The organism is Okeania sp. SIO2C9, assembly GCF_010672455.1.
Lineage (GTDB): Bacteria > Cyanobacteriota > Cyanobacteriia > Cyanobacteriales > Microcoleaceae > Okeania.
In genome coordinates this window covers 177069-198668 of the sequence record NZ_JAAHGO010000010.1, presented here as the reverse complement: position 1 = coordinate 198668, position 21600 = coordinate 177069, and the positions used below count along the sequence as shown (strand labels likewise).

The 21600-nt window shown below is 39.5% G+C and carries 19 protein-coding genes and 3 pseudogenes; 14 read left to right on the top strand and 8 right to left on the bottom strand.

The window, feature by feature from the left end:
• Positions 1-125 precede the first annotated feature (125 nt).
• Entirely contained in the window at positions 126-503 is a 378-nt protein-coding gene (locus F6K23_RS09725) for an IS200/IS605 family accessory protein TnpB-related protein (RefSeq protein ID WP_293153959.1), read from the bottom strand.
• A complete protein-coding gene (locus F6K23_RS09720; RefSeq protein WP_293153956.1) occupies positions 493-1176 on the bottom strand; it encodes a transposase in 684 nt (227 codons plus the stop codon). Before F6K23_RS09720 ends, F6K23_RS09725 begins: the two co-directional genes overlap by 11 nt.
• Before the next feature lie 514 nt (positions 1177-1690).
• Here F6K23_RS09720 and ndhC point away from each other — a divergent pair.
• The 5 genes and pseudogenes from ndhC to F6K23_RS09695 all read left to right on the top strand — a co-directional run bounded on the left by ndhC (position 1691) and on the right by F6K23_RS09695 (position 8923).
• A complete protein-coding gene (gene ndhC / locus F6K23_RS09715) occupies positions 1691-2053 on the top strand; it encodes a photosynthetic/respiratory NAD(P)H-quinone oxidoreductase subunit C (protein ID WP_293056801.1) in 363 nt (120 codons plus the stop codon).
• Complete coding sequence (ndhK, locus tag F6K23_RS09710; RefSeq protein WP_293153953.1) at positions 2044-2766, top strand: photosynthetic/respiratory NAD(P)H-quinone oxidoreductase subunit K; 723 nt, start codon at positions 2044-2046, stop codon at positions 2764-2766. Before ndhC ends, ndhK begins: the two co-directional genes overlap by 10 nt.
• Positions 2759-3262 (top strand): NAD(P)H-quinone oxidoreductase subunit J, encoded by a 504-nt coding sequence (locus F6K23_RS09705; RefSeq protein ID WP_293153950.1) that lies wholly within the window; start codon positions 2759-2761, stop codon positions 3260-3262. Before ndhK ends, F6K23_RS09705 begins: the two co-directional genes overlap by 8 nt.
• 433 nt (positions 3263-3695) lie before the next feature.
• Positions 3696-3797: pseudogene (locus F6K23_RS09700) on the top strand (RNA-guided endonuclease TnpB family protein); the annotation flags it as partial.
• A 233-nt stretch (positions 3798-4030) separates the two neighbouring features.
• On the top strand, positions 4031-8923 hold the full coding sequence (locus tag F6K23_RS09695) for an SdrD B-like domain-containing protein (protein WP_293153947.1): 4893 nt from the start codon (positions 4031-4033) through the stop codon (positions 8921-8923).
• A 570-nt stretch (positions 8924-9493) separates the two neighbouring features.
• Here F6K23_RS09695 and F6K23_RS09690 read toward each other — a convergent pair.
• The 3 genes from F6K23_RS09690 to F6K23_RS09680 form a co-directional block, all read right to left on the bottom strand.
• A complete protein-coding gene (locus F6K23_RS09690; protein WP_293153944.1) occupies positions 9494-9832 on the bottom strand; it encodes a zinc ribbon domain-containing protein in 339 nt (112 codons plus the stop codon).
• On the bottom strand, positions 9765-10637 hold the full coding sequence (locus tag F6K23_RS09685; RefSeq protein ID WP_293153941.1) for a transposase: 873 nt from the start codon (positions 10635-10637) through the stop codon (positions 9765-9767). The genes F6K23_RS09690 and F6K23_RS09685 overlap by 68 nt, the downstream gene beginning before the upstream one ends.
• 125 nt (positions 10638-10762) lie before the next feature.
• Positions 10763-12178: a C2 family cysteine protease gene (locus F6K23_RS09680; protein WP_293153938.1), complete on the bottom strand. Its 1416-nt coding sequence runs from the start codon at positions 12176-12178 to the stop codon at positions 10763-10765.
• 153 nt (positions 12179-12331) lie between these two features.
• On the opposite strand from F6K23_RS09680, the pseudogene F6K23_RS09675 reads away from it, so the two are divergent.
• From F6K23_RS09675 to F6K23_RS09640, 8 genes and pseudogenes are all read left to right on the top strand, one after another.
• Positions 12332-12570 (top strand): annotated as a pseudogene (locus F6K23_RS09675) (hypothetical protein); the annotation flags it as partial.
• A gap of 316 nt (positions 12571-12886) precedes the next feature.
• On the top strand, positions 12887-14155 hold the full coding sequence (locus F6K23_RS09670) for a pitrilysin family protein (RefSeq protein ID WP_293153935.1): 1269 nt from the start codon (positions 12887-12889) through the stop codon (positions 14153-14155).
• A 195-nt stretch (positions 14156-14350) separates the two neighbouring features.
• A complete protein-coding gene (locus F6K23_RS09665) occupies positions 14351-14986 on the top strand; it encodes a hypothetical protein (protein ID WP_293153932.1) in 636 nt (211 codons plus the stop codon).
• A 696-nt stretch (positions 14987-15682) separates the two neighbouring features.
• Positions 15683-16045, top strand: a complete 363-nt coding sequence (locus F6K23_RS09660) for an AAA family ATPase (protein WP_375340747.1) — start codon at positions 15683-15685, stop codon at positions 16043-16045.
• 99 nt (positions 16046-16144) lie between these two features.
• Positions 16145-16561, top strand: a complete 417-nt coding sequence (locus tag F6K23_RS09655; RefSeq protein ID WP_293153929.1) for a hypothetical protein — start codon at positions 16145-16147, stop codon at positions 16559-16561.
• Positions 16562-16681: 120 nt separating this feature from the next.
• Entirely contained in the window at positions 16682-17713 is a 1032-nt protein-coding gene (locus F6K23_RS09650; protein WP_375340746.1) for an RNA-guided endonuclease InsQ/TnpB family protein, read from the top strand.
• 44 nt (positions 17714-17757) lie between these two features.
• Entirely contained in the window at positions 17758-18219 is a 462-nt protein-coding gene (locus F6K23_RS09645; protein ID WP_293154142.1) for a hypothetical protein, read from the top strand.
• Positions 18150-18395 (top strand): reverse transcriptase domain-containing protein, encoded by a 246-nt coding sequence (locus F6K23_RS09640; protein ID WP_293154129.1) that lies wholly within the window; start codon positions 18150-18152, stop codon positions 18393-18395. The genes F6K23_RS09645 and F6K23_RS09640 overlap by 70 nt, the downstream gene beginning before the upstream one ends.
• Positions 18396-18640: 245 nt before the next feature.
• Here the strand turns inward: F6K23_RS09640 and rnhA are convergent, their stop codons facing one another.
• Together rnhA and F6K23_RS09630 are read right to left on the bottom strand one after the other, a co-directional pair.
• The gene (gene rnhA / locus F6K23_RS09635) at positions 18641-19111 is read right to left on the bottom strand and encodes a ribonuclease HI (RefSeq protein ID WP_293153923.1); all 471 of its coding nucleotides are present in this window, start codon (positions 19109-19111) and stop codon (positions 18641-18643) included.
• Between the two features lie 270 nt (positions 19112-19381).
• Positions 19382-19786, bottom strand: coding sequence for an RNA-guided endonuclease InsQ/TnpB family protein (locus F6K23_RS09630; protein ID WP_375340751.1), 405 nt, complete (start codon positions 19784-19786; stop codon positions 19382-19384).
• Between the two features lie 121 nt (positions 19787-19907).
• Between F6K23_RS09630 and F6K23_RS09625 the strand changes: the two genes are divergently transcribed.
• Positions 19908-20873 carry a hypothetical protein gene (locus F6K23_RS09625; RefSeq protein WP_293153920.1) on the top strand — a complete coding sequence of 322 codons (966 nt, stop codon included), beginning with the start codon at positions 19908-19910 and terminating at the stop codon, positions 20871-20873.
• On the opposite strand, the pseudogene F6K23_RS09620 reads toward F6K23_RS09625, so the two are convergent.
• Positions 20817-21254, bottom strand: a pseudogene (locus F6K23_RS09620) (DUF4277 domain-containing protein); the annotation flags it as partial. The gene F6K23_RS09625 and the pseudogene F6K23_RS09620 overlap by 57 nt on opposite strands.
• Positions 21255-21600: the final 346 nt, after the last annotated feature.

Genomic DNA, 21600 nt, shown 5'->3' with positions numbered 1-21600 from the left:
TACCCCTACACAGTCGGCTTAAGTAGGGGCGAACGGCCGTTCGCCCCTACAGCTTTCTGCTTACTTTTGTGATTATATTTGCAGCCCCATTACAGTCTGCATTAATCAACCAATTATTACTACTTCTATACAAACCACGCTGTCTTGATGCAGTCGCTCATGGGGGAAACCCCCAAGACCGCGCTGCATCGCTTTATTCTCTTTCCTGACGGTTTCCAATCATTGGGTTTCTCACCATAAATAGGTAGATTGTCACCATCTAAAAATGAAGCAACACTTGTATAACTTTCCTCAGTTTCTATAAATATAATTCCATACTCATCACATAATTGAGCTATTCTTTCTTTGAGTCTAGCTGTGGGAATTGGTACAAATTCTGAATTATTTTTATGACCATTATCTATTTGATTTTTCTGACCTTTATTCCAACCAAATGCAATTGTACCAATAGAATTTTTTAAACAATGATTAATTACTATTCTGGCCGCTTTATTAATACCCAAATCGCATTTGACGGTTACGCTTTTCTGTAATGGCAGCTAGTTTATTTGACCAAAATCCAGTCGGTTGATTTTCTTTGATAGTTGATATCTGTTTGTTGTACCAACGATTCATTGACTTGAGATGTTTCCCATCTACTATCAAACTCGTACCCACATTCGATACACAGGTCAACCAATTATTGACACCGTGGTCTATTCCTAATACATTGTCTTGATTTAATTGAGGTTTAACTACTACTTCTTTTTCATAGATAAATTCCCAATAAAAACATTTGTTCCTCGGTAATATTCTCAGTTCTTTGAGAGTATAAAATGCTCTTATACTAGGCATTGGAATATAAAAGCTATCTACTCCAAACCAGCGTTTACAGGTATTGCCTAATGGTACTCTGATTTGATTACCTTTGAGTTTGAGTGCTTGAGAAGGATAACTAACTGTAGCCATTCCCCCTTTTTTTCTGTAGTTAGGAATCCTTGGTTTGTCTGAGATTTTTCCTTCTGTGTAGGCTTTAATTAGACTATAATAAGACTTAAATGATTCAGCTACAGTTCTCAATATTTGTTGTGCTGCTTGGGAATGTAGAACTTTGTAATGGTTATTCTTTTTGTAGACTAATTCCTGCGTCATACTTACCCAGAGTTTTGTGAGACTTAAAATATAATTGTCTGCCATAATATATTCCCATGTTAGTTAGTTTGTGAGACTGTTCACATAAGAATTTTAAGATAGCAATTAATTCAGGATTTTTACCTATTAAAACTTGCTGACAACAGTACATTGGAAACGGGCGGACTGAAAAGTTATTGTCGATCATAGTAACAGAGGAAAACTGTAGTTGTCTAGTCCAAATAACTCTCTTGTTTTTATGTCCCGGTTCAAACACGGAGGCCTTCAACGTCGCTTTTCGGTAAAGGTAAAATAAAATACATCGGATTAAAATCCGACGAGTAGCCTTTCATCCATCACTTAAAAGACGATGGCTTTCATGCTCCCGTGTTATTTAGGTAAAAGTCAAACTGAAAAAGTTGATGGATATGGTCTGATGAGAGTTAAAAAGGGCAGCTTTTGCATCCAAGTCTAACACTCACTAAAAAAAGAATCTCTCGTTATAATCTTTAATTTGACTGGAAAGTGTCAAAATGTTCACAGATAAGAGTCCTAATTACTTAAAAAATGTAGGTTAATTGTGTTTATTCTTAGTGGTTACGAATATTTTCTAGGCTTCCTACTAATTAGCAGCCTAGTTCCAGTTATTGCCTTAACTGCGTCCAAACTACTGCGGCCTAAAACTCGTGGCCCAGAGCGACGAACTACTTATGAATCGGGTGTAGAACCAATTGGTGGAGCTTGGATACAATTCAATATCCGTTACTATATGTTTGCCCTCGTCTTCGTCATCTTTGATGTAGAAACAGTATTTTTGTATCCTTGGGCAGTGGCCTTTCATCAGTTGGGACTTCTAGCATTCATAGAAGCCCTAATTTTCATTACAATCTTAGTTGTTGCTTTAGTCTACGCATGGCGTAAAGGAGCTTTGGAATGGTCTTAAGTCCTAATCAAAACCAAAAAATTGTTAATCCTATTGAGCAATCTCCCCAGGTTACTCAAGAACTTTCAGAGAATGTTGTTTTAACTACAGTTGATGACCTTTACAACTGGGCACGACTTTCTAGCTTGTGGCCTTTACTGTATGGTACAGCCTGCTGCTTCATTGAATTTGCAGCTCTGATCGGCTCTAGATTTGACTTTGACCGCTTTGGCTTAGTGCCACGGTCTAGCCCTCGGCAAGCAGACTTACTAATTACTGCGGGTACAATCACCATGAAGTATGCCCCAGTGTTGGTGCGTCTTTATGAGCAGATGCCAGAACCTAAATATGTAATTGCTATGGGTGCTTGTACAATTACTGGCGGGATGTTTAGTATGGACTCACCTACAGCAGTTCGTGGGGTAGATAAATTAATCCCAGTAGATGTTTACATTCCTGGTTGTCCACCACGTCCAGAAGCAATTATTGATGCCGTCATTAAGCTGAGAAAAAAAGTTGCGAATGAATCCTTGCAAGAACGTGCTCAACTGCAGCAGGTACATCGCTACTACACTGTGAAACACAATATGAAAGTGGTTGAACCAATTCTGAATGGTAAGTATCTAAAGACATCAGACCGTGAAACACCACCAAAAGAATTGACAGAAGCAATAGGTATGCCGATACCACCAGCACTGCAAGCTGCACAAAAAGAGGAGGTAAATCGTGGCTGAGTCAGAAGCTCCAATAGTTGAAGCAGGTCAAACTTCAAAATGGCTGACAGAAAATGGCTTTGAGCATGAGTTTCTAGAACCAGATCATCTGGGAGTAGAAATGATCAAAGTTGACAGAGAATTTTTAATTCCCTTAGCTACAGCTTTATATGCTTATGGGTTTAATTATCTACAATGTCAATGTGCTTATGATGCAGGTCCCGGACAAGACTTGGTAAGTGTTTATCACTTAGTTAAGGTTAAGGACGATGTAGACCAACCAGAAGAATTACGTTTAAAGGTATTTGTGCCCAGAGACGATCCTAGACTTCCTTCAGTTTATTGGATCTGGAAATCGGCTGATTTTCAAGAGCGGGAATCCTATGATATGTATGGCCTTATCTATGAAGGACATCCTAATCTCAAACGCATTTTGATGTCTGAAGATTGGGTTGGTTGGCCATTGCGTAAAGATTATATTTCTCCAGAATTCTATGAATTACAAGATGCCTACTAAATTTTAGGTTGAAACTTTGACCTTTTGACCTAAGTAGTATTAGTAATAATAGCCTTTAGGCAATTGGTAAAAAAACATTAAACAGAGAAAATTAGCTTGATTTAATATTTACATTCAAGTCAATTTCTATCTATTTTCTTAAGGTTTCAGGAAATAGGAGAAAATTTCTCTGGAATTGGAACTTGTCATAGATTAATAACGTCCCGACACCATAGCACCCCCCTATTTTTTGATTAGGTGGGTGCTTAATATTACTAAAAGATTCAATAATTAAATTTTGTTTATGGCCTCAAAAATAAAGTATTCTAGTCTATTTTCTAATCTAATTGTCACATTCTTGTCAACCTGATATAATCCTCAGCGTCCGCGCTTTAGCTTTACTCGTTATTGGGTTATAAGCATTATATTGATTTAAGGTTTATCTGTATTATTTGGTCACTCAATGCCGAGAGATTGGAATGGCGCTTTGGGAATTTTTCTCAAAGCATTGCGAGATACCGCCTGCGTTGATGGTTCTGCCGTCACGTTGCTATGAACGGTTTTCCCGACTTTTGCAGGGAATTGCCGGGCTTGATGTATCTGTTTGAATGCAGCGATAGATATAAAAAATAGGGCGGTAGGGCATTCCGTCTTTAAAGCTCGTGGAGTCCGACGGGGTACCGGGACTGGGAAACGAGAAGCCCACGTCATACCTTAAGGTTGGCGTGGGAGTATGTCACTTAAATACAAATCGCTATCTGCATAAATTTATGGTGGAGGAGTTAGAACGTGAGCAGTAATGAAAATATAAGAGGAAGCTCCCAACTTGGCGGGAGCGGAAATATAGTAGGTGTCACATTTAATGACATAGATGGGGATGGCATTTTTGATACATCAGAATCAGTAATAGGTAATGTTACAGTCTATCTAGACCAGAATAATAACGGTATTCTAGATCCCAATGAATTATCTAACATTAGTCGTCCAGATGGTGTCTACAACTTCTTGGGATTAGTAGATGGTGAATATTTTGTCAGACAGGTTCCACCCAGTGGCACTGTTTCAACTACACCACTGCCAGTAGCAGTGAGCATAGTTAATGGGAGTATGGTCAGAGAGAGCAGGATAGCCCTTGGCAGTGGCATAGGTGTCCCCACTCCAGTTCCCCCTCCAGTTCCCACTCCAGAGCCTACTCCAATTCCCCCTCCACCTCCAGTGGGACCAGGTAGAGGTAATATTAGTGGTGTATTATTTGAAGACGTAAATATTAATGGTGTCCGTGACCCTGGGGAACCAGGAATTTCTGGCAGCCAAGTATTCCTTGATGCCAACCGAAATGGCATTTTAGACGAAGGAGAAGCCAGCACTTTTACAGATGAATTTGGTTTTTATTCATATGTAGACGTATTCCCTGGCCAATACAACATTGACGTTCTCAGGGAACCAGACTCAGCAAGAACAACTTCTAATTCAGTAGTTATAATTACTGGTTTTGAAGAAACACCACCAGATATAGCTCTAGATATTGGTATAGTTACCCCTAGCGGGACTGGTAATGTTGAAGGAGCTAAATATCTCGATTTTAATGCTAATGGTATTTTAGATCCTGACGAGCCTGGAATACCAAACTTTACCATTTATGCAGACCTCAATAGTAATCACATTCTAGATGTAGGTGAACCATTCGATATAACCGATACTAATGGTGTTTACTTCTTACCTAACCTTCCAGCAACTCGCCTGACTATTCGGGAAGCAGAGCAACAAGTAGGATTTAATCTGACAACTGATTCTCGGACTGTTGATGTACCTGATGGGGGCACTTTATTTGGTGTTAACTTTGGTAATGCTGAAAGAAATGTAATCGCTGGTGTCAATTTTGTAGATAACAATAGCAATGGTGCTATTGACCCAGGAGATGTAGGTTTATCAAACTCTACTGTATATCTAGACCTCAATGAAAATGGTATCTTTGACCCTGAAGAACCATTCAGAATTACTAACAGTGAAGGTGAGTACAGCTTTAATACTCTACCACCAGATACTTATGTTGTCAGATTAGTACCTCAACCAGGATTTATTCAAACAACTCCAGACCCAGTCATTGCAGTCACCAGTGGAGACGATGTTAACTTTGTTAATATTGGTAGCTCTCCTGCCACCCCTTTACTTCAGGGTGACTTAATTGGTAATAAGTTCAACGATTTTAATTCAAATGGAGTTCTGGACCCAGGAGAACCAGGTTTAGCGAACTTCACCCTCTACTTAGACCAAAACGGTAACAATATACTAGATCCTACAGAACCTGCTGCAATATCAAATGCTAATGGTGACTTTAGCTTTAATAATCCTCCTGTAGGAACTTACTTTCTGCGAGAAATTCCCCAAGCAGGTTTTGTGAAAACTACTCCAGATCAAGAAATTACTCTGAATGCACCTATTAATGTTCTGCTAGGTGATGCTCCCATTGTCTTGAATGTTGGTAATGCTGTAATTGCAGTTCCAGAACCAGTTCCAGAACCAGTACCGCCTCCTGCTGCTCCAGCTCCAGAACCGCCTCCTGCTGATGCAGGGACAACAGATGGAACTACTGATGCTGATGCAGGGACAACAGATGGAACTACTGATGCTGATGCAGGAACAACAGATGGAACCACTGATGCTGATGCAGGAGCAACAACTGAAACTGCTACAGCAGAAACCACCACTAATGTTGATAATACCACAACAGAAGTAACCACTGATACTGAAACTGCTACAACAGAAGTAACCACTGATACTGGCACTGCTACAACAGAAGCTACCAGAGTTGCTAGTCAAGTTACATTAACAGGCAGAATCGCTGGTACTAAATTTAGTGACAATAATGGCAACAATATAGTAGATCCAGATGAACCTGGTCTTGGTGGATTCACTATTTACCTAGATACCAATAATAACCAAGTTCTAGATCCCGATGAACCTACATCTATTACAAATGTAGATGGTAGCTATAGCTTTGAAGGTTTACCACCGAATACTTATGTAGTCAGGGAAGTTCAACAACCAGGCTTTACCCAAATTACTCCCGATCCAATAATTAACATAGTTGGGGGTGACGACGTTAATTTCGTGAATATTGGCAACCAACCTGATGTACCAATAGTTCCCCCTCCTCCAACTCCAATTCCTCCCCCAGGTCCTACCCCAGTTCCTCCTCCACTTCTTCCCCCAATTGTAAATACTGATAGCACGGGTACAATTACTGGTGTTAAATTTGACGATCGCAATGCTGATGGTTTAGCAGGCCCAGATGAACCAAGACTTATAGGTGTCGAAATCTTTGTAGACCTCAATAATAATGGTTTAGCAGAAGCTAATGAACCATTTACTTTGACAGATGCTCATGGGGAATATCGGTTTACATTGCCACCAGGTAACTACAGAGTACTAGAAACACCACCTGCTGGTTTTGTTAACACCACTCCTACTCCTTTTGTTCCTGTTGTTCCTGGTCAGACTGTCGTTTACAACTTCGGTGATACCAGTATCTTTGACCCCAACACCAGCATTAGCGGTATAATCTTCACTGATAGTAATAACAGTGGTTTTCAAGAGTCTGGAGAAGCGGGTATTCCAACTGCTCAAGTTTTCCTAGATCTAGACGGCGACGGAAACCTGGATAGCAACGAAGACCTCAACCTTAACGGCGCACTGGATGATGGCGAAGATTTAGACGGCGACGGAAACCTGGATATAAGTGAACCTGAAACTTTCACTGCTCCTGATGGCCGTTATTTCTTTAATGGTTTAACGCCAGGGAATTACACAGTTGATGTTGTTCTACAAGAAAACTTATTCCTAACTAGCAGTAACTCCACTATTAGTGTTACTGTTGGTCAGGTACCACCAGACCCCAATATCTCACCCACTCCAATTAATCTTCCCGTAGGTCAGAGTCTCAATGATATTGATGTTGGCGTTAATGTCACAGCACCAGGAGGAGATACTGTTAGTGGAGTTGTATTTGCTGATAACAACGGTAACGGGCTATTTGAACCTCTGAAAGGGGAAGTTGGTTTGCCTGGAGTTGAGGTCTTCCTAGATGTACACCGAGATGGACAGATACAAGGATTTGAACCAAATCAAATTAGTGGTCCTGGTGGTACTTACGGTCTAGATGTATCTGATGTCAGCTCAGGATCGTATCCGCTCCTACAAGTCATTCGCACTGGGTTTACTCAGACTACTGCGCCAGTAGAGGTAAGTGTAGGAGGTGATAGTGTTGTCTACAACTTTGGTAACCAAGCGCAAACTTTAATTACTGGAACTGTTTTTGAAGACTTTAACAGTAATGGTATCCAAGACTTTAACGATACTAACGGTAATGGCATCCTTGACCCTGATGAATTTGTAGAAAGGGGTGTTCCTGGCTTCCGTATCTACGTCGATATCAATGAAAATGGCATTCTTGATAATGACGATATTGAGCCTAATACCTTCTCAAATACAGACGGAGAATATGCAATTGTTGGTTTGTTGCCAGGTACTTACACACTACGTCTGATTCCAGATCCGGAAAACTTTACTTCTACTACTCTAACAGACCTCACAATTACTGTTGATGAGTTTGACAACTCCAATCTGGTAATTGACTTTGGGCAGTCTCCGATAATTCCTCCCCCTGGTCTTGCTAATATTTCTGGTATTGCATTCATAGATGAAAACGGAGATGGTTTTGCAGATCCAGGTGAACCTCCACTACCTGATGCTGTTATCTACATAGATGCTAATGAAGATGGGGAACGAGGTAATGACGAACGATTTGCCCTTACCGATCAATTTGGTCGCTACGATCTTCCCAATGTGTCTCCAGGAACTTATGTTATTCGTCAGGAACCACGGCCTGGTTTCACCGACTCTACTACTCCAGCTCCAGTGTTCGTTACTTTGATAGAAGGGGATAACGCTGACTTTGTTAATTTTGCCAACGACCCCACAGGATTACCAAAAGCTGTTCTTCCTGTTGTTAGTATTGGTGGTATTGTTTTCAATGATATCAACGGTGATGGTCTGTTAGATCCAGGAGAGAATGGTATTCCTGGTACTACAGTATTCCTAGATCGCAATGATAACTCAATTCTAGACAATGAGGAACGTACTGCGATTACTGATTCACTCGGAGTATACGACTTTGATGAGTTACCTCCTGGCACTTATACCGTCCGCCAAATTCCGCCACCAGGTCTATTCCAAACTAACCAAGACCCAACTCTAACTCTGTTTGCAGGGGATGATGCTAATTTTGTCAACTTTGGCAACAGTGCTAATCCACCAGTTATACCACCTCCACCTCCACCTTCTGGTGGTGCTGGTAGTATTAGTGGGATAACTTTTGAAGACCTCAATGGTAATGGTTTCCTAGACCCTGACGAACCTGGTATTGGTGGTGTTGTTATTTACTTCGACCAAAACAACAACTCTGTTCGAGATGCTGATGAAATATTTGTTGCTAGTGATGTCAACGGTAACTACGGTTTCTCAAACTTAGCAGATGCTAGTTATACAGTTCGGCAAGATCTAAACCCAGATCAGGCAGCAATCTTTACTCAAACTGCTCCTGCTCTTGGTGAACCACTATTGATCGCCACTTTTGGTGGTGCTAATGTGCCTGGTGCTAATTTTGGTAATATCCGTCTATAAATATCTAGATAAATCTAGATATTTAGCTAAATCGCTCTTGAGCCTCACGCCATAATCTGTGATTTGACGTGAGATGAATCGGCGGTAAATTAATGGGACTCGATGTCCCATTAATTTACAAATTTTTATGTTATCATCGAACTATGCTGGTTTGAGCTAATCGCCGCCAGTAATGAACCATAAAAATTTAATAGGATGTGGGGTTGTTGGCCCGAATTCCTAGTCAACCGTGGGAAAACGTAAAATCTGATTGGGGAACTAGGTGAGCAGTTTTTTATGCGCAAAAAGAGCGGTGGGGCATCTCGTTCTTAAAGCACGCGCTTGTCCGACGGGATACCGGGACTGTGAAACGAGAAGCCCACACTATACCGTCAGGTTAGTGTGGGAGTATGTCACATAGCAATAAAACTCAGAATGGAACAATCAGATATTCCGTTCTGCTAAACTTACCCAAACTTACCCATAACTGATTGCATGAGCTTTGGAGCTAGCTTCCTGTCTCACAGAAGACCACTGACCGCAGTCTGTAACTTATCTTCTCCACAGGCTTAAAATCGGTGAGAACTTCACCTACTTGTTCACATAGTTTTCTAGGTTGACAGCAGCATTAAAGTCTCTGTCAGCTTGTTTGCGAAGCATTCCGTAGGAAAATCCACAGTTAGCACAATTATAAGTTCTCTCGCTCAACGGCATTTTCTGTTGATGCCCACAGTGAGAACATATTTGAGAACTTGGATAAAATCTAGGAGCTATTATTAGCTCACTGCCATACCATTCACACTTGTATGTGAGTTGACGTTTGAACTCATAAAAGCCACAGTCTGCTATGGCACTTGCTAGTTTATGATGTCTTGGTGCGCGTTCCCTTGCGACTGACGTCGTCGCGGGGTCGCACCGCTTTTTGAGCATTCCACTGACATTCAAATCTTCTATCACTATGGTGCTGTGGTTTAAAGCTCGCCCATGTTGTTAGTTTATGTAGTGCATCGGCTCTGATATCAGCTACTTTTTTGTGAAGCTTTGCTAGTTTTTTGACGGCTTCGGCCCTGTTTTTGCTACCAGGCTCTTTTTTCTTGAGACGCCGTTGATAACGAGTTAGTCGTTTTTTGGCTTGTTTGTAGGCTTTGACATTAGCGTAGGTTGTTCCATCACTACAAGTTGCTAGAGTATTTATACCAACATCTACACCGATAATAGCCCGTTTTTTGGTCATAGGTTTGGGCTGACATTCATCATACTTAAAACTAATGTACCAGTCACCTGCCCGCTTGGATATTCTCACATTTTTGACTGGTACAGATGGTAAAATTTCATAAGTTTTTACTATTCCTATTCTTGGTAGTTTGATGTAGTTTCCTCTCAGGATTTTGATACTTCCTTCTAAATAGAAACTGTCTTTTTTCCCTTTTTTCTTAAAGTTCGGAAATCCACATTTAGGAATAGTCAAAAAGTTTTTAAATGCCCTATCTAAATCTCTTAAGGCTTGCTGGGGCGCACACTTTGATACTTCATAATACCAAGGATTTTCACTTTTTACTTCAGCAATTAAACGTTTGTGTAAAGTGATGGCACTAGGACGTTTCTTGGTTTCCTTGTATTCAGAAATGCAATTCGCTAATCCCCAGTTATAAGCATGACGGGCTACACCTGCGTGTTTGGCAAGTATTGTTTTTTGTTTATTATTAACTTTTAGTTTGGTCTTGATTGATTGCATTTGAAATGGTAAGCCATGAAAAAAAAGTCTTTGATTTTTAGGATGATCCTAATGTATGATAGCACATAATCAGCAGATTTTTAATATTTATTAACATTTGTCTAATTTTGTCCAATTATTTAGCTTCAGTAGTTAGCCCCAGGCTCCAGGATAAACCGCCCAACAACTTGCCTGGAATTGATGAAACTATCTGAGCGTGCTATCGATGCATGATTCAGAAAGAATTCTTTGGATGCGTTTTCTGTGAAGTCTACGTCTTCTCCTAGCTTATAAATACAGAACCCAATCATGAGATTCTGAGCGCCCAGTTTTTTGATCTTTCTTCTGTCCTTTTGCATCAAGGCAACAAGCAGCTCTGATTTCCCCTCATGGTTAGTACCCTCTAATGTAACTCTCAACTGTGGGTTTGTGTAGAAGGTATTTGGGTAGTTACGACAGCCCCCCGCAGTAGAACCCTTCCGCCAATAGTTAGACATTTGGTGTGTCACCCATTGGTTTGAGTACCGATCGCCATCGCTCGCATTTATGGACTCAGGTTCCAAGTTGCATATCTCCAGACGGGTGAAATTTTTCTGGAAATCGTCGAAACTCATCCAAAACTCACCATCATTATCATCAGTCAAGCCCAGAGATTGTTTCTCGTCGTCGGAGATTAGTTTCCATACCTGGCTCTTATCAGCCCACCTGCCAGTCCACTTTATCTCATTCCCCCAAGGATTGCGCACCCGCACGAGTTTCACCTCTACCGATCCGCTTCTTGTTCCCGCGTTGACAGTCACTACACCCGTAACCGAGTAGCCATGTCCCTTGACTAAACCGTTGTCTAACTTGGCCTCAATTTGGTTAGGTTTAGCTTCGATACTGCAACACATCAGGCCCTGCCCCTTCATGGCTCGCTGCATGATTTGGAACAGATTTGCAGGAGGCTTTTGCAAATTAAAAACTTCAGTCAGCCCACCCGTAAAATCTTCCATCCCTTCACCACATAGTCCGGCTTTAAGGCTTTCATAAGAGCCATGAAGCTTGGCATAAGCCTTTTCCAGTAAAGCAGACCAGAACTCGTTCTTCGTTGCAGAGTGCAAGAAAACCAGTTTATTATTGTAAGTCGGCAGCCGGTCATCAACAATGACTTCAACCCATTTTCCTGCTTGCCAGAAGTTAAAACGAAAAGCACCGCAATAGTCCGAGCTATCGAATGATTGGTTTGGTGCGACTACGCGGTGCAACAACGGTTCATGGAGTGTGATACTTGCCATTGCGGCCAGTAACCAACTGTCTCCCAGCATCCCTTGACGGATGTCGAAACGGCTTGCGCCAGCTACGAACATCTCAGGGTTGGCAACTATCTCGTGAGGACGTTTCCAAACAAAAGGACGTGGTGGCTTCTTTGAGTAGAAGATGGATTCGTCGGTGGCAGGGAAGTCAGGATCTTCCCATAGTTTCTTCATTCTATGGCACTCCTTACGGATGTCTTCCATAGTTATATTTGGAGTTATATCTGGGTTGAATGGTTTTATTTGCATTATTTTTGCTGCTTGCATAGGGCAAATATTATCAAACACTAGCACAGTACGGCGGGCAAGTCAATTAAGCAGTCATACAAAATTAATGGTGTTGCACAATAGAGAATGATATTCTAGAATTTTATTGAGAGATCAATTGTTCTTATTGTCAAAGCCATAAAGTAGTGAAAAAAGGTTTATCCTTGCTTAATCAACGATTGCGTTCGCGTTAGCGGTGCGGCTCGCTATCGCCTAGTAAGCACGCGCAGCGATGACAAGAGTAGAAGGGGAAAACTGTCGTCTGAGGCACTACGCACTCTAGGTTACATCGCAAAATTTTGTGCGACTCCAAGTCCATTGATATGTTGTACAGATCAATTCGCTTGCCGATCTATTATTTGAAACATCGGCAAATTCCTCAATTCTCGTAATCATTCGTCACTGTGCAACGCCTAAATTTGTATCCTTTCTCAACCATCTACTGTTCGCTGTTCTACTGTAAGAGAGTAACAGATTATTTGTGAAATCGCAAGATTGATTGGCATTCCCATAGGAGGCTCCCCTACGGGAGAACGCGGGTATAAATACCAACGTTCAGATAAAAACAGAGCAATTTGAAAGAGAAAAACATTTTTATTATGGCTAATTAATGAGACTTGATATTAGTATTAAATTTGACAAATTTTCCAGTGAGAAAGTAATAATATATATATGGATAAATTAGGATAAATTTTCTTATTAAAACAATTGTCTATAGCAACTTCTAGTGCTAAATGTCCAGCTCATATACTGAAGTTGGATAATGGTCTAACAGTTATTCATCAATATATTTCAGCCACTCCAGCAGTGGTTATAGATGTGTGGGTAAGAGCAGGTGCTAGAGAGGAACCCGATCAATGGTCAGGTATGGCTCACTTCCTAGAACACATGATTTTTAAGGGAACAGAAAAATTAGGTCCTGGAATCTTTGATCGAATAATTGAAAATCGTGGAGGAGTAGCAAATGCTGCTACAAGTCACGACTATGCTCATTTTTTTATTACAACTGCTGCCCAATATTTAGAGGAAGTGGTACATCCATTGGCAGAATTATTATTGCGTGCCTCCATACCAGAATCTGAATTTGCTAGAGAGCGGGAAGTGGTATTAGAAGAAATTCGTCAATCAGAAGACTGTGTTGATTCGGTAGGTTTTCAAGCATTGATGGAGAATGTTTACAAATATCATCCCTACCGACGTTCAGTTATGGGGACAGCAGAACTTTTGAGAGAACGAGAAGTTGATGAAATGCGTTGTTTCCACAATCACCACTATCAACCAGAGAATATGGCAGTGGTAGTTATTGGGGGAGTAGAGCAAACCCAGGTAATAGAATTAGTCAGTGCAGCTTTTGGCAATTTTGCGGAAAAATGTTCTCATTGTCCGCGAGTCGAGATAGTAACAGAACCCTTAATAACTGAAGTTCGTCGCCAGGAAATATGTTTGCCAAGATTAGAACAAGGTCGTCTAACAATGGCTTGGTTAGGACCTGGAGTCGAACAGGTAGATGATGCTTATGGATTGGATTTACTGTCAATATTATTAGCTGATGGTAGAAGTTCTAGATTAGTTAGAGAATTACGCGAAGAGTTAGGTTTAGTGCAAGGAATTGTTAGCAGTTTCTCTTTGCAGCAAGACTCTAGTTTATTTACAATTAGCGCTATGCTAGAATCGAAAGATATTCCAGAAGTAGAGGCACGGATTGGCGATCGCCTTTATGAGTTATTAACTCAAGAGATTTCAGAGGTAGAATTAGCTAGGTGTCAGCGTTTATTATGTAATGATTATGTGTTTTCCATTGAAAGTCCAGGACAGTTAGCAGGTCTTTATGGTTATTATTTTACTATAGCAAACCCAGAGTTAGCGATCGCTTATCCAGAAAAAATAGCAGCATTTCAACCACAAGAATTACTCAATTTAGCTGAAAAATATTTATCTCCAAATCGCTATGCAGTCACAGCATTAATACCTATTTAGGGTTTGCATAAGGAGTCAGGAGGGAAGAAAGAAGAAGAAATAAGAAATAAGAATAGTTTTTTGATCGCGCTATTATCCGGACATGATATAATTTCATATTAATTTAATAGACATACACTTATTTAAGTTGCTACTATTTTGATTATAAGTACAAAAAACTATATTCCTCCCAACTAAAATTCTAGGTAAAAGTTTATGTCTGATAATCTTTCATTACTAAAAAATCGAGACTACACATTTATTTTTGCTCGAAGTTTTGAAAGCTGGTCTGCCTCTAATCTGTACTATGAAGATTGGATTGCAGCACAAATAAAAATTATTGATTTAGCCAAGCATTGTCAATCATTAGATGATGATGGAATTACTGTTTATCTTGCTTCTAGTCCTTTTATCAAGCATACAAACACAGAAGTCGTAAAATTAGCTCAACTATTTCAGCTCAAAAATCCTCCAGAAATAATAGATGTAGTAAGTAGTCTGGAAGATGCTCTTGATGACTATTTTCAACGCCGAGATGCAAAGCAAACTACAAATGGGGATATTATTTTAGTATTAGTAGATAAAATTTCTGATGAACAAGAAGCTTTGGTAAATTTAATTATTAATGCTACTGAAAAAATCGACCTAATTCCAGGTACAGAAAATAGTTATGAACTAGGAATTAGTTTTTTACAAATTGGTGAAGATCCAGCAACAAAAGAATACTTGACTTTTCTAGACGATCATCTTGTCAACGCTGGTGCAAAATGTGATATTGTTGACACGAAGTTTTGGTATGAAATTAAACAAAAATCTCTCACAGATATTCTGATTCATGCTTTAGTTGACTAGCAAAGCACTAGCATTAGGAATATAGGAAAAAGCGATAAGAGGTTGACTTAATTAGAAAATAGAGAGTAACGGTAAAAAACGACAAAAAAGCTTACTGTTTGGGGTACTGCGAGGGAAAGCAATACCCTAATATGGAGAAGTTTATGAAATATCTGTTTTTGGTATTATTGATTATTTGAAAAATAAAAATCTTTCTGGAGCCACTTTAATGAAGTCAGAAGTCAGAAGTCAGATAGGGGAGCCGTCGGATTGGCGACGTACAGAAGTTAACCCACCCCTAGCCCCTCCCCCGACCATGGAGGGGAAGTAGGGGATTTGAGCAAGGCTCCAAAAACCCGATCGCCTTAAAAGGCGGGGTTGCGCGACCCATGTTATTTTTAGAAAAAGCCTAATTATTAATTTGATTTGGTAGTTATTAAGGATAATTAAGCAACATAATTCATCATTTATTTGTAACTTCAAGTGCTAATAAAATATTGCATAATTGCCACATTTGCTACTTCAAAATATGGCAATTTTTAACGATTTTTACAGATGTTTTTGAAATAAAATTCAGATGTTTTATGTATCTATAATATTACCCTTTTCAAGAAGATATTGAGATCTGCTTTAATTGCATTCCACCTAACATTTACTATTCTATGCCATGATGACAACTAATAACTGATAACTGATAACTAATCACTGATAACTGAAATGACATCTTGGAAAATCTTTCAGGGAACTCCTGAACAACCCCATGACGGAATTAAGCGTCTGCCCAAACCCTCTAGTTGGCGTGACTTTAGCAATAGCAAAGAACAACGGGGTGCTACTTATAAATCCAGGGGAGAAGAAATAGACTTGGTTAATGCTGCTCTTTACTTGCGACGTCCCCTGTTAGTGACAGGTAAACCAGGTACAGGTAAAACTTCCTTAGCTTACGCTGTGGCCAAAGAATTGCAATTAGGAGAAGTATTACGCTGGAATATTACTACTCGTCCTACTCTCCAGGAAGGATTATATCGATATGATGCCATTGGTAGATTGCAAGATGCTCAGGGCTATCAACAGTATTAAAATAATTAGACAAAGTTAAATATAAATAGACAAGTGACATTGACCTAACCTAATGACTTATTAAATATATTTGAGGAAGGGTGGTTTGAAATTCCTGAATTGGCACGCATCGCCGATCGCCTATCTCCAGAAGTTATTGTGAGAACCAGCGACCAAAAGTATGCTAAAATAACTTTAGGAAATGTAAAATGTGGTGTTTTTCCTTCGTCTAAGCAAGTTCATGTGGCAGAAGTATTTATGAGTGGGTTGTTGAAACGGTTGTCGTTAGAAGAAACAGAGGCAGAATATATTCAGTATGAATTTTATGATGGAGTACGAGAGTTGTTATTGCAGTCTGTGCCTAAAAGTCAAACTCTCTTAGTGAAAGAAAGAGTTTCCGAGTTTGTTGTTCAACGTTTGGGTTTATCTGTGCGAGAGTTTGAAGCTCGTTTGTTAGCATCTTCGTCAGATTCTGAACTTCGTCCGTTTGCTCGTTTGAACGCTCAGGTTTTACGACAGTTAGGTGGAGAGTATTGACTTAATCAAAGAATAACGATATAATACGTTAAAAAGCATACTATTTAGACAAGCTGCACTCACGCATACATGAAATCCATTAGAACCAAGCTCAAACTGAATAACAAACAGAAAACCCTGATGGCTCAACACGCAGGTTATAGCAGATGGTGTTATAATTGGGGTTTAAGTTTGTGGAATGCTGCTTACAAACATGGTTATAAACCAAATGCCCGTAAACTCAGAGAGGTTTTTACTAATCATACAAAACCACAGATCCCTTGGATGAAAAAGTTGTCGTCTAGAGTTTATCAATACGCTTTCCGAAACTTAGGTGAAGCATTTAAGAGGTTCTTTCAAGGTTTAGGTAAACATCCAAGATTTAAGAAGAAAGGTAAACATGATTCCTTCACAATTGATAATTGTGGAAAACCAATAGAACTTAATGGTTGGTCTCACAAGTTACCTTTTATCGGTTGGGTAAAAACTTATGAACCGATTGAAGCAACAACTAAAAAAATAACAATTAGTAGACTTGCAGATGATTGGTATATCAGTTGTAGCTATGAATTTCAGGCCATAACCACACCAAAAGCAACTGATGTTATCGGTGTAGATTTGGGAGTAAAAACCTTGGCGACATTAAGTGACGGAAAAGTGTTTGAAAGTCTGAGATCGTATCAGAGGTTTGAAGCTAAGTTGTCTCGGCTACAATACTTAAATCGTCATAAAGAGATGGGTTCTGCGAACTGGAGGGCAGCGCAACTGAAGATAGCTAGGTTGCATAGAAAAGTAGCCAACATCCGTAAAGACGCACTTCATAAATTGACAACATATTTAGCCAAGAACCACGGCAGTGTTGTTATTGAAGACCTTAATGTGTCTGGGATGTTAGCTAACCATAAATTAGCCAAGTCAATTGCAGACCAAGGATTTTATGAATTTCGCAGACAGCTAGAATACAAGTGTCAATGGTACGGTTCTGAGTTAGTAATAGTTGATAGGTTTTTTCCATCATCAAAGACTTGTTGCAGGTGCGGTCACGTCCAAGATATGCCATTAAACCTGAGAACTTATGACTGCCCAGAGTGTGGGTTGTCAATAGACCGAGATTTGAATGCAAGTATAAATTTAAGAAATGCGGTCGGCTTGACCGTCAATGCCTGTGGATGAGTAACCGCCGACGGCCTCAGTTGAAGCAGGAAGTAAACAGTAAAATGTCACATTATGACGTTTTATATCGGTTTTATGAAGCAGTGAAGATGGTTAATGACGTGATGGAATATCAGCCGTATAAAGCTAAACCCGTGAGAAGGGTTTATATACCAAAAGCTAACGGAAAGAAACGCCCCTTGGGTATACCCATCCTTAAAGACCGTGTTATGCAGACAGTTGTCAAGAATGCTCTGGAACCCGAATGGGAAGCTCGCTATCAACCACAAAGCTCTGCTAAAAAAAAGTCAACACATACCCTACTGTCGTGTCAACAAGTCAAATCATGGCTCAAAGCAGGAGTAATTGACCAGGAAGTTTTTCTTCCTACCAAAGAGGGTACACCACAGGGGGGAAATAGTTCCCCCCTTTATTGGCAAATATTGCTCTCCACGGCATGGAGGAACGAATCAAGGAATATGCCTGTACTCTCAAAGGCAGCAAAAGAGACAACCAAAAAGCGTTAAACCTGATTCGATACGCTGATGACTTGGTCATTATGCACGAAAATATTAGCGTAATTAAAGACTGCCAAATAATCATAGAAGAGTGGCTAATGGATATGGACTTGGAGTTAAAACCTAGCAAAACAAGATTAACTCACAGCTTGAAAACAATAGATAGAAGGAGAAGCTGGATTTGAGTTTTTAGGATTCTAGGTACAACAGCACAAAGTAGGAAACTATAGAAGTGCCAAAAACTCAAATGGGACAGTACTAGGTTTTAAAACACTAATCAAACCCTCCAAGAAAAAAATACAAGCTCATTTGAGACATATCGGTGATGTCATAGATGCCCACAACAGTGCCCAACAATCTGCTTTAAAAGGTGCAGGTTGAAAGATGAGTTTGGGGCGAGCAGTCCCCACACTCTCACATCAGTCATATTTTAATAACCGGAGTCTTGCGGTAAATTTGGTTGTTGTGATGCTTGCACTGCTAACTTATCGCATCGCTCATTTTCTATATTGCCAGAATGACCGCGCACCCAAAAAAATTCCACTTGATGTTGATTACATAAATCTAATAATTTTTCCCATAGATCGGGATTCATTGCTTTATCTTTTTTATTCCGTTTCCAATTATTAGCTCGCCAGCGTTTTGCCCAACCTTTAGTAATGGCATCAACTATATATTTAGAGTCAGTATAAAGAGTCACATCACAGGCAGATTCTAGGGTTTGAAGTCCTAGTATTGCTGCTATTAATTCCATGCGGTTATTAGTAGTTAACTTATAACCACCAGATAGTTCTTGGCGCTGTTTATCAGTAATAATAACAATACCATACCCACCAGGGCCAGGATTGCCACTACAAGCACCATCAGTATAGATAGTAACTTCTGGGATTTTTTCTGTCATTTTGATTCGTTTTTACCATAAAATTGGGTTTAAAGCCTCGCCCATAAGCGGGCGACTTTTCATATTATGACTTTTTATGTTATAATGAAATTGATTTAAAAACCCGCCTTGTCTCATAAATACTGTAGAAAAGAAGATGTTTGTCGAAACTCCTTTAGTTGAGAGCTGAACTTGGGAAGCTTTCAGGTCAATGAGCAGTTCGCTCCTTGAAGGCACAAATAAACACCCATCAGAATTTTTGCTCTTGTCGCGGGAGGGCATTCCGAGATTTTAAATGGACGTGGAGGCAAGGGTAACCCACCCCCATTCCCTCCCAGGAGGGGATGGGGGTGGGTTGTGGTTCGCCATCATTCCTGATACATTAAGGTCTTCTATTACTATTTTGTTGTGGTTTTTAGCCAAATAAGTAGTCAGTTTATGCAATATATCTTTCCTAATATTGGCTATTCTGCTGTGCAGTCTGGCTATCTGAAATTTAGTCTTTTTCCAGTTATTAGACAATTTGGTTTTATGTCGGTTCAGATATTGCAACCGAGAGAGTTTAGCTTCTAGCTTTTTGTAAGATTTAGCACCTTCAAAAACTTCGCCTGTTGATAATGTTGCTAAAGCTTTTACTCCTAAATCAACACCAACTAAATCTACAGACTTTTCAGTAATTTGAGGAGCTGTTTCCAGACAGAAACTAATAAACCATCTACGCGAAAAACTTCGGCAAGCAGAATTACCAGCAGGTTACGAAGGAGAATTTGGCCCGGGAATTAAAAGCTTAATCATAAGTTTGTACTATGGGGGGAATATGACCCAAGGCAAACTGTTAGAGTTTTTAGAGGATATGGGTATCTCCATTTCAGCAGGACATTTATCTAATTTATTAATCAAAAACCAGTCTTTTTTTGAAACAGAAAAAAGCGAAATTTATGAAGCAGGACTATTAAGTAGTCCCTGGCAACACTTTGACCAAACAGGAGCCAGTTTGGGAGGAGTTAATTATACCACGAATCTAGTGTGTAAACCTCTTTATACGGTCTACTTTACTACTGCCAAAAAAGATAGATTAAGTGTACTTCAAGGTTTACTTGATGGACGAGAACTAGAGTTTATTCTCAATCCCTTGACCAATTCACTGTTGGAGACTTTACATATACCAGATAAATGGAAGAAGTCTCTGGAATTGTTGCCCCAAGAAAAAGTATTGAATTCCACAGAGTTTAATGGGCTACTAAATAGATATTTACCATTATTAGGGTTACTCCAAGGTAAACGTATTTTAGAAGCAGCAGCAATTGCTTTTGATCACCACCAAACTGACTGGCCAGTTATACAAACTCTCATAAGTGATGATGCACCGACCTTCAAGTTACGCTCCCGAAATTTGGCTTTGTGTTGGGTACATGAGGGACGACATTATAAAAAGTTAACTCCCTTAATTGATTATCATCAAAAACTCCTAGAGCAATTCTTGGATGATTTTTGGGTATACTACCGAAACTTACTTGCTTATAGAGATGCTCCCACACTTTCAACTGCACAAAGACTACGCTCTGAATTTTTACGACTTTTCGAGACTCAGAGTGGTGATCAGCAATTGGATAAACGAAAACGATTAACTGCGGCTAAAATCTCGGAGTTGCTGTTGGTGTTAGAGCATCCGGAATTGCCATTGCATAATAACCCAGCGGAGTTAGCTGCTAGAACTATTCGGTCTTTTTTGATGATTTTCAGTAGTAGAAATTTGATTGTATTCTCCATGCAAGTGAAATGATGTGGCATCTAAGTGAGCATATTTAGTCTCAATATTAAACTTTTTGATAACTAATAATCCTATTTCTATAAATAAGTTTGTTAATCCTAATCTATAAATTTCATCCATCACTCTACCGAGAGTGTCATCGTTTAAATATTCACTTTTTATACCTGTGCCTAATAATTTTTCTATTGGTTTGTCTTCCCAGAATTGACTAAATAAAGATAAAGGACGTTATACCATCCCTAATCCATTGAGAATTAAAGCTTTAATTACTTGTCCTGGTGTAATTTTTTCTCGATTATCTACTCCTAATTTTTGGTTAATTATTTCCACTATTCCTATCTCATCAATTAGTCCTGCTACTATCCCTAAGTGGTCGATATTTTTGACTTTTATTTATTCAATTAAAGACACTTTTTTATAATAAATAATCAGGCGATCATCAGCTTGATGATCTCATTTGAAGCTACCAAACACCATAAGTAATTCTACTTAATTAAGATAGATAAGTTTCCTGTAACTTGTTATAAGACAATTTGAAGTGCGGAATGTGGGTTTAAATACTATTATGTCACTGATAATTATAGGTATTATCAGAATATCAGAATAGTTTTTAAAATATTTATTATATTAAAGTTTTCGGTCATTTGAGTTTGTCTATTTTCTAAAGCTTCTAGGGATTTGTTGCATGAATAGGTGATAGAATAGGGTTCAGTACACTTCCCCTATGGCCATCTTTAAG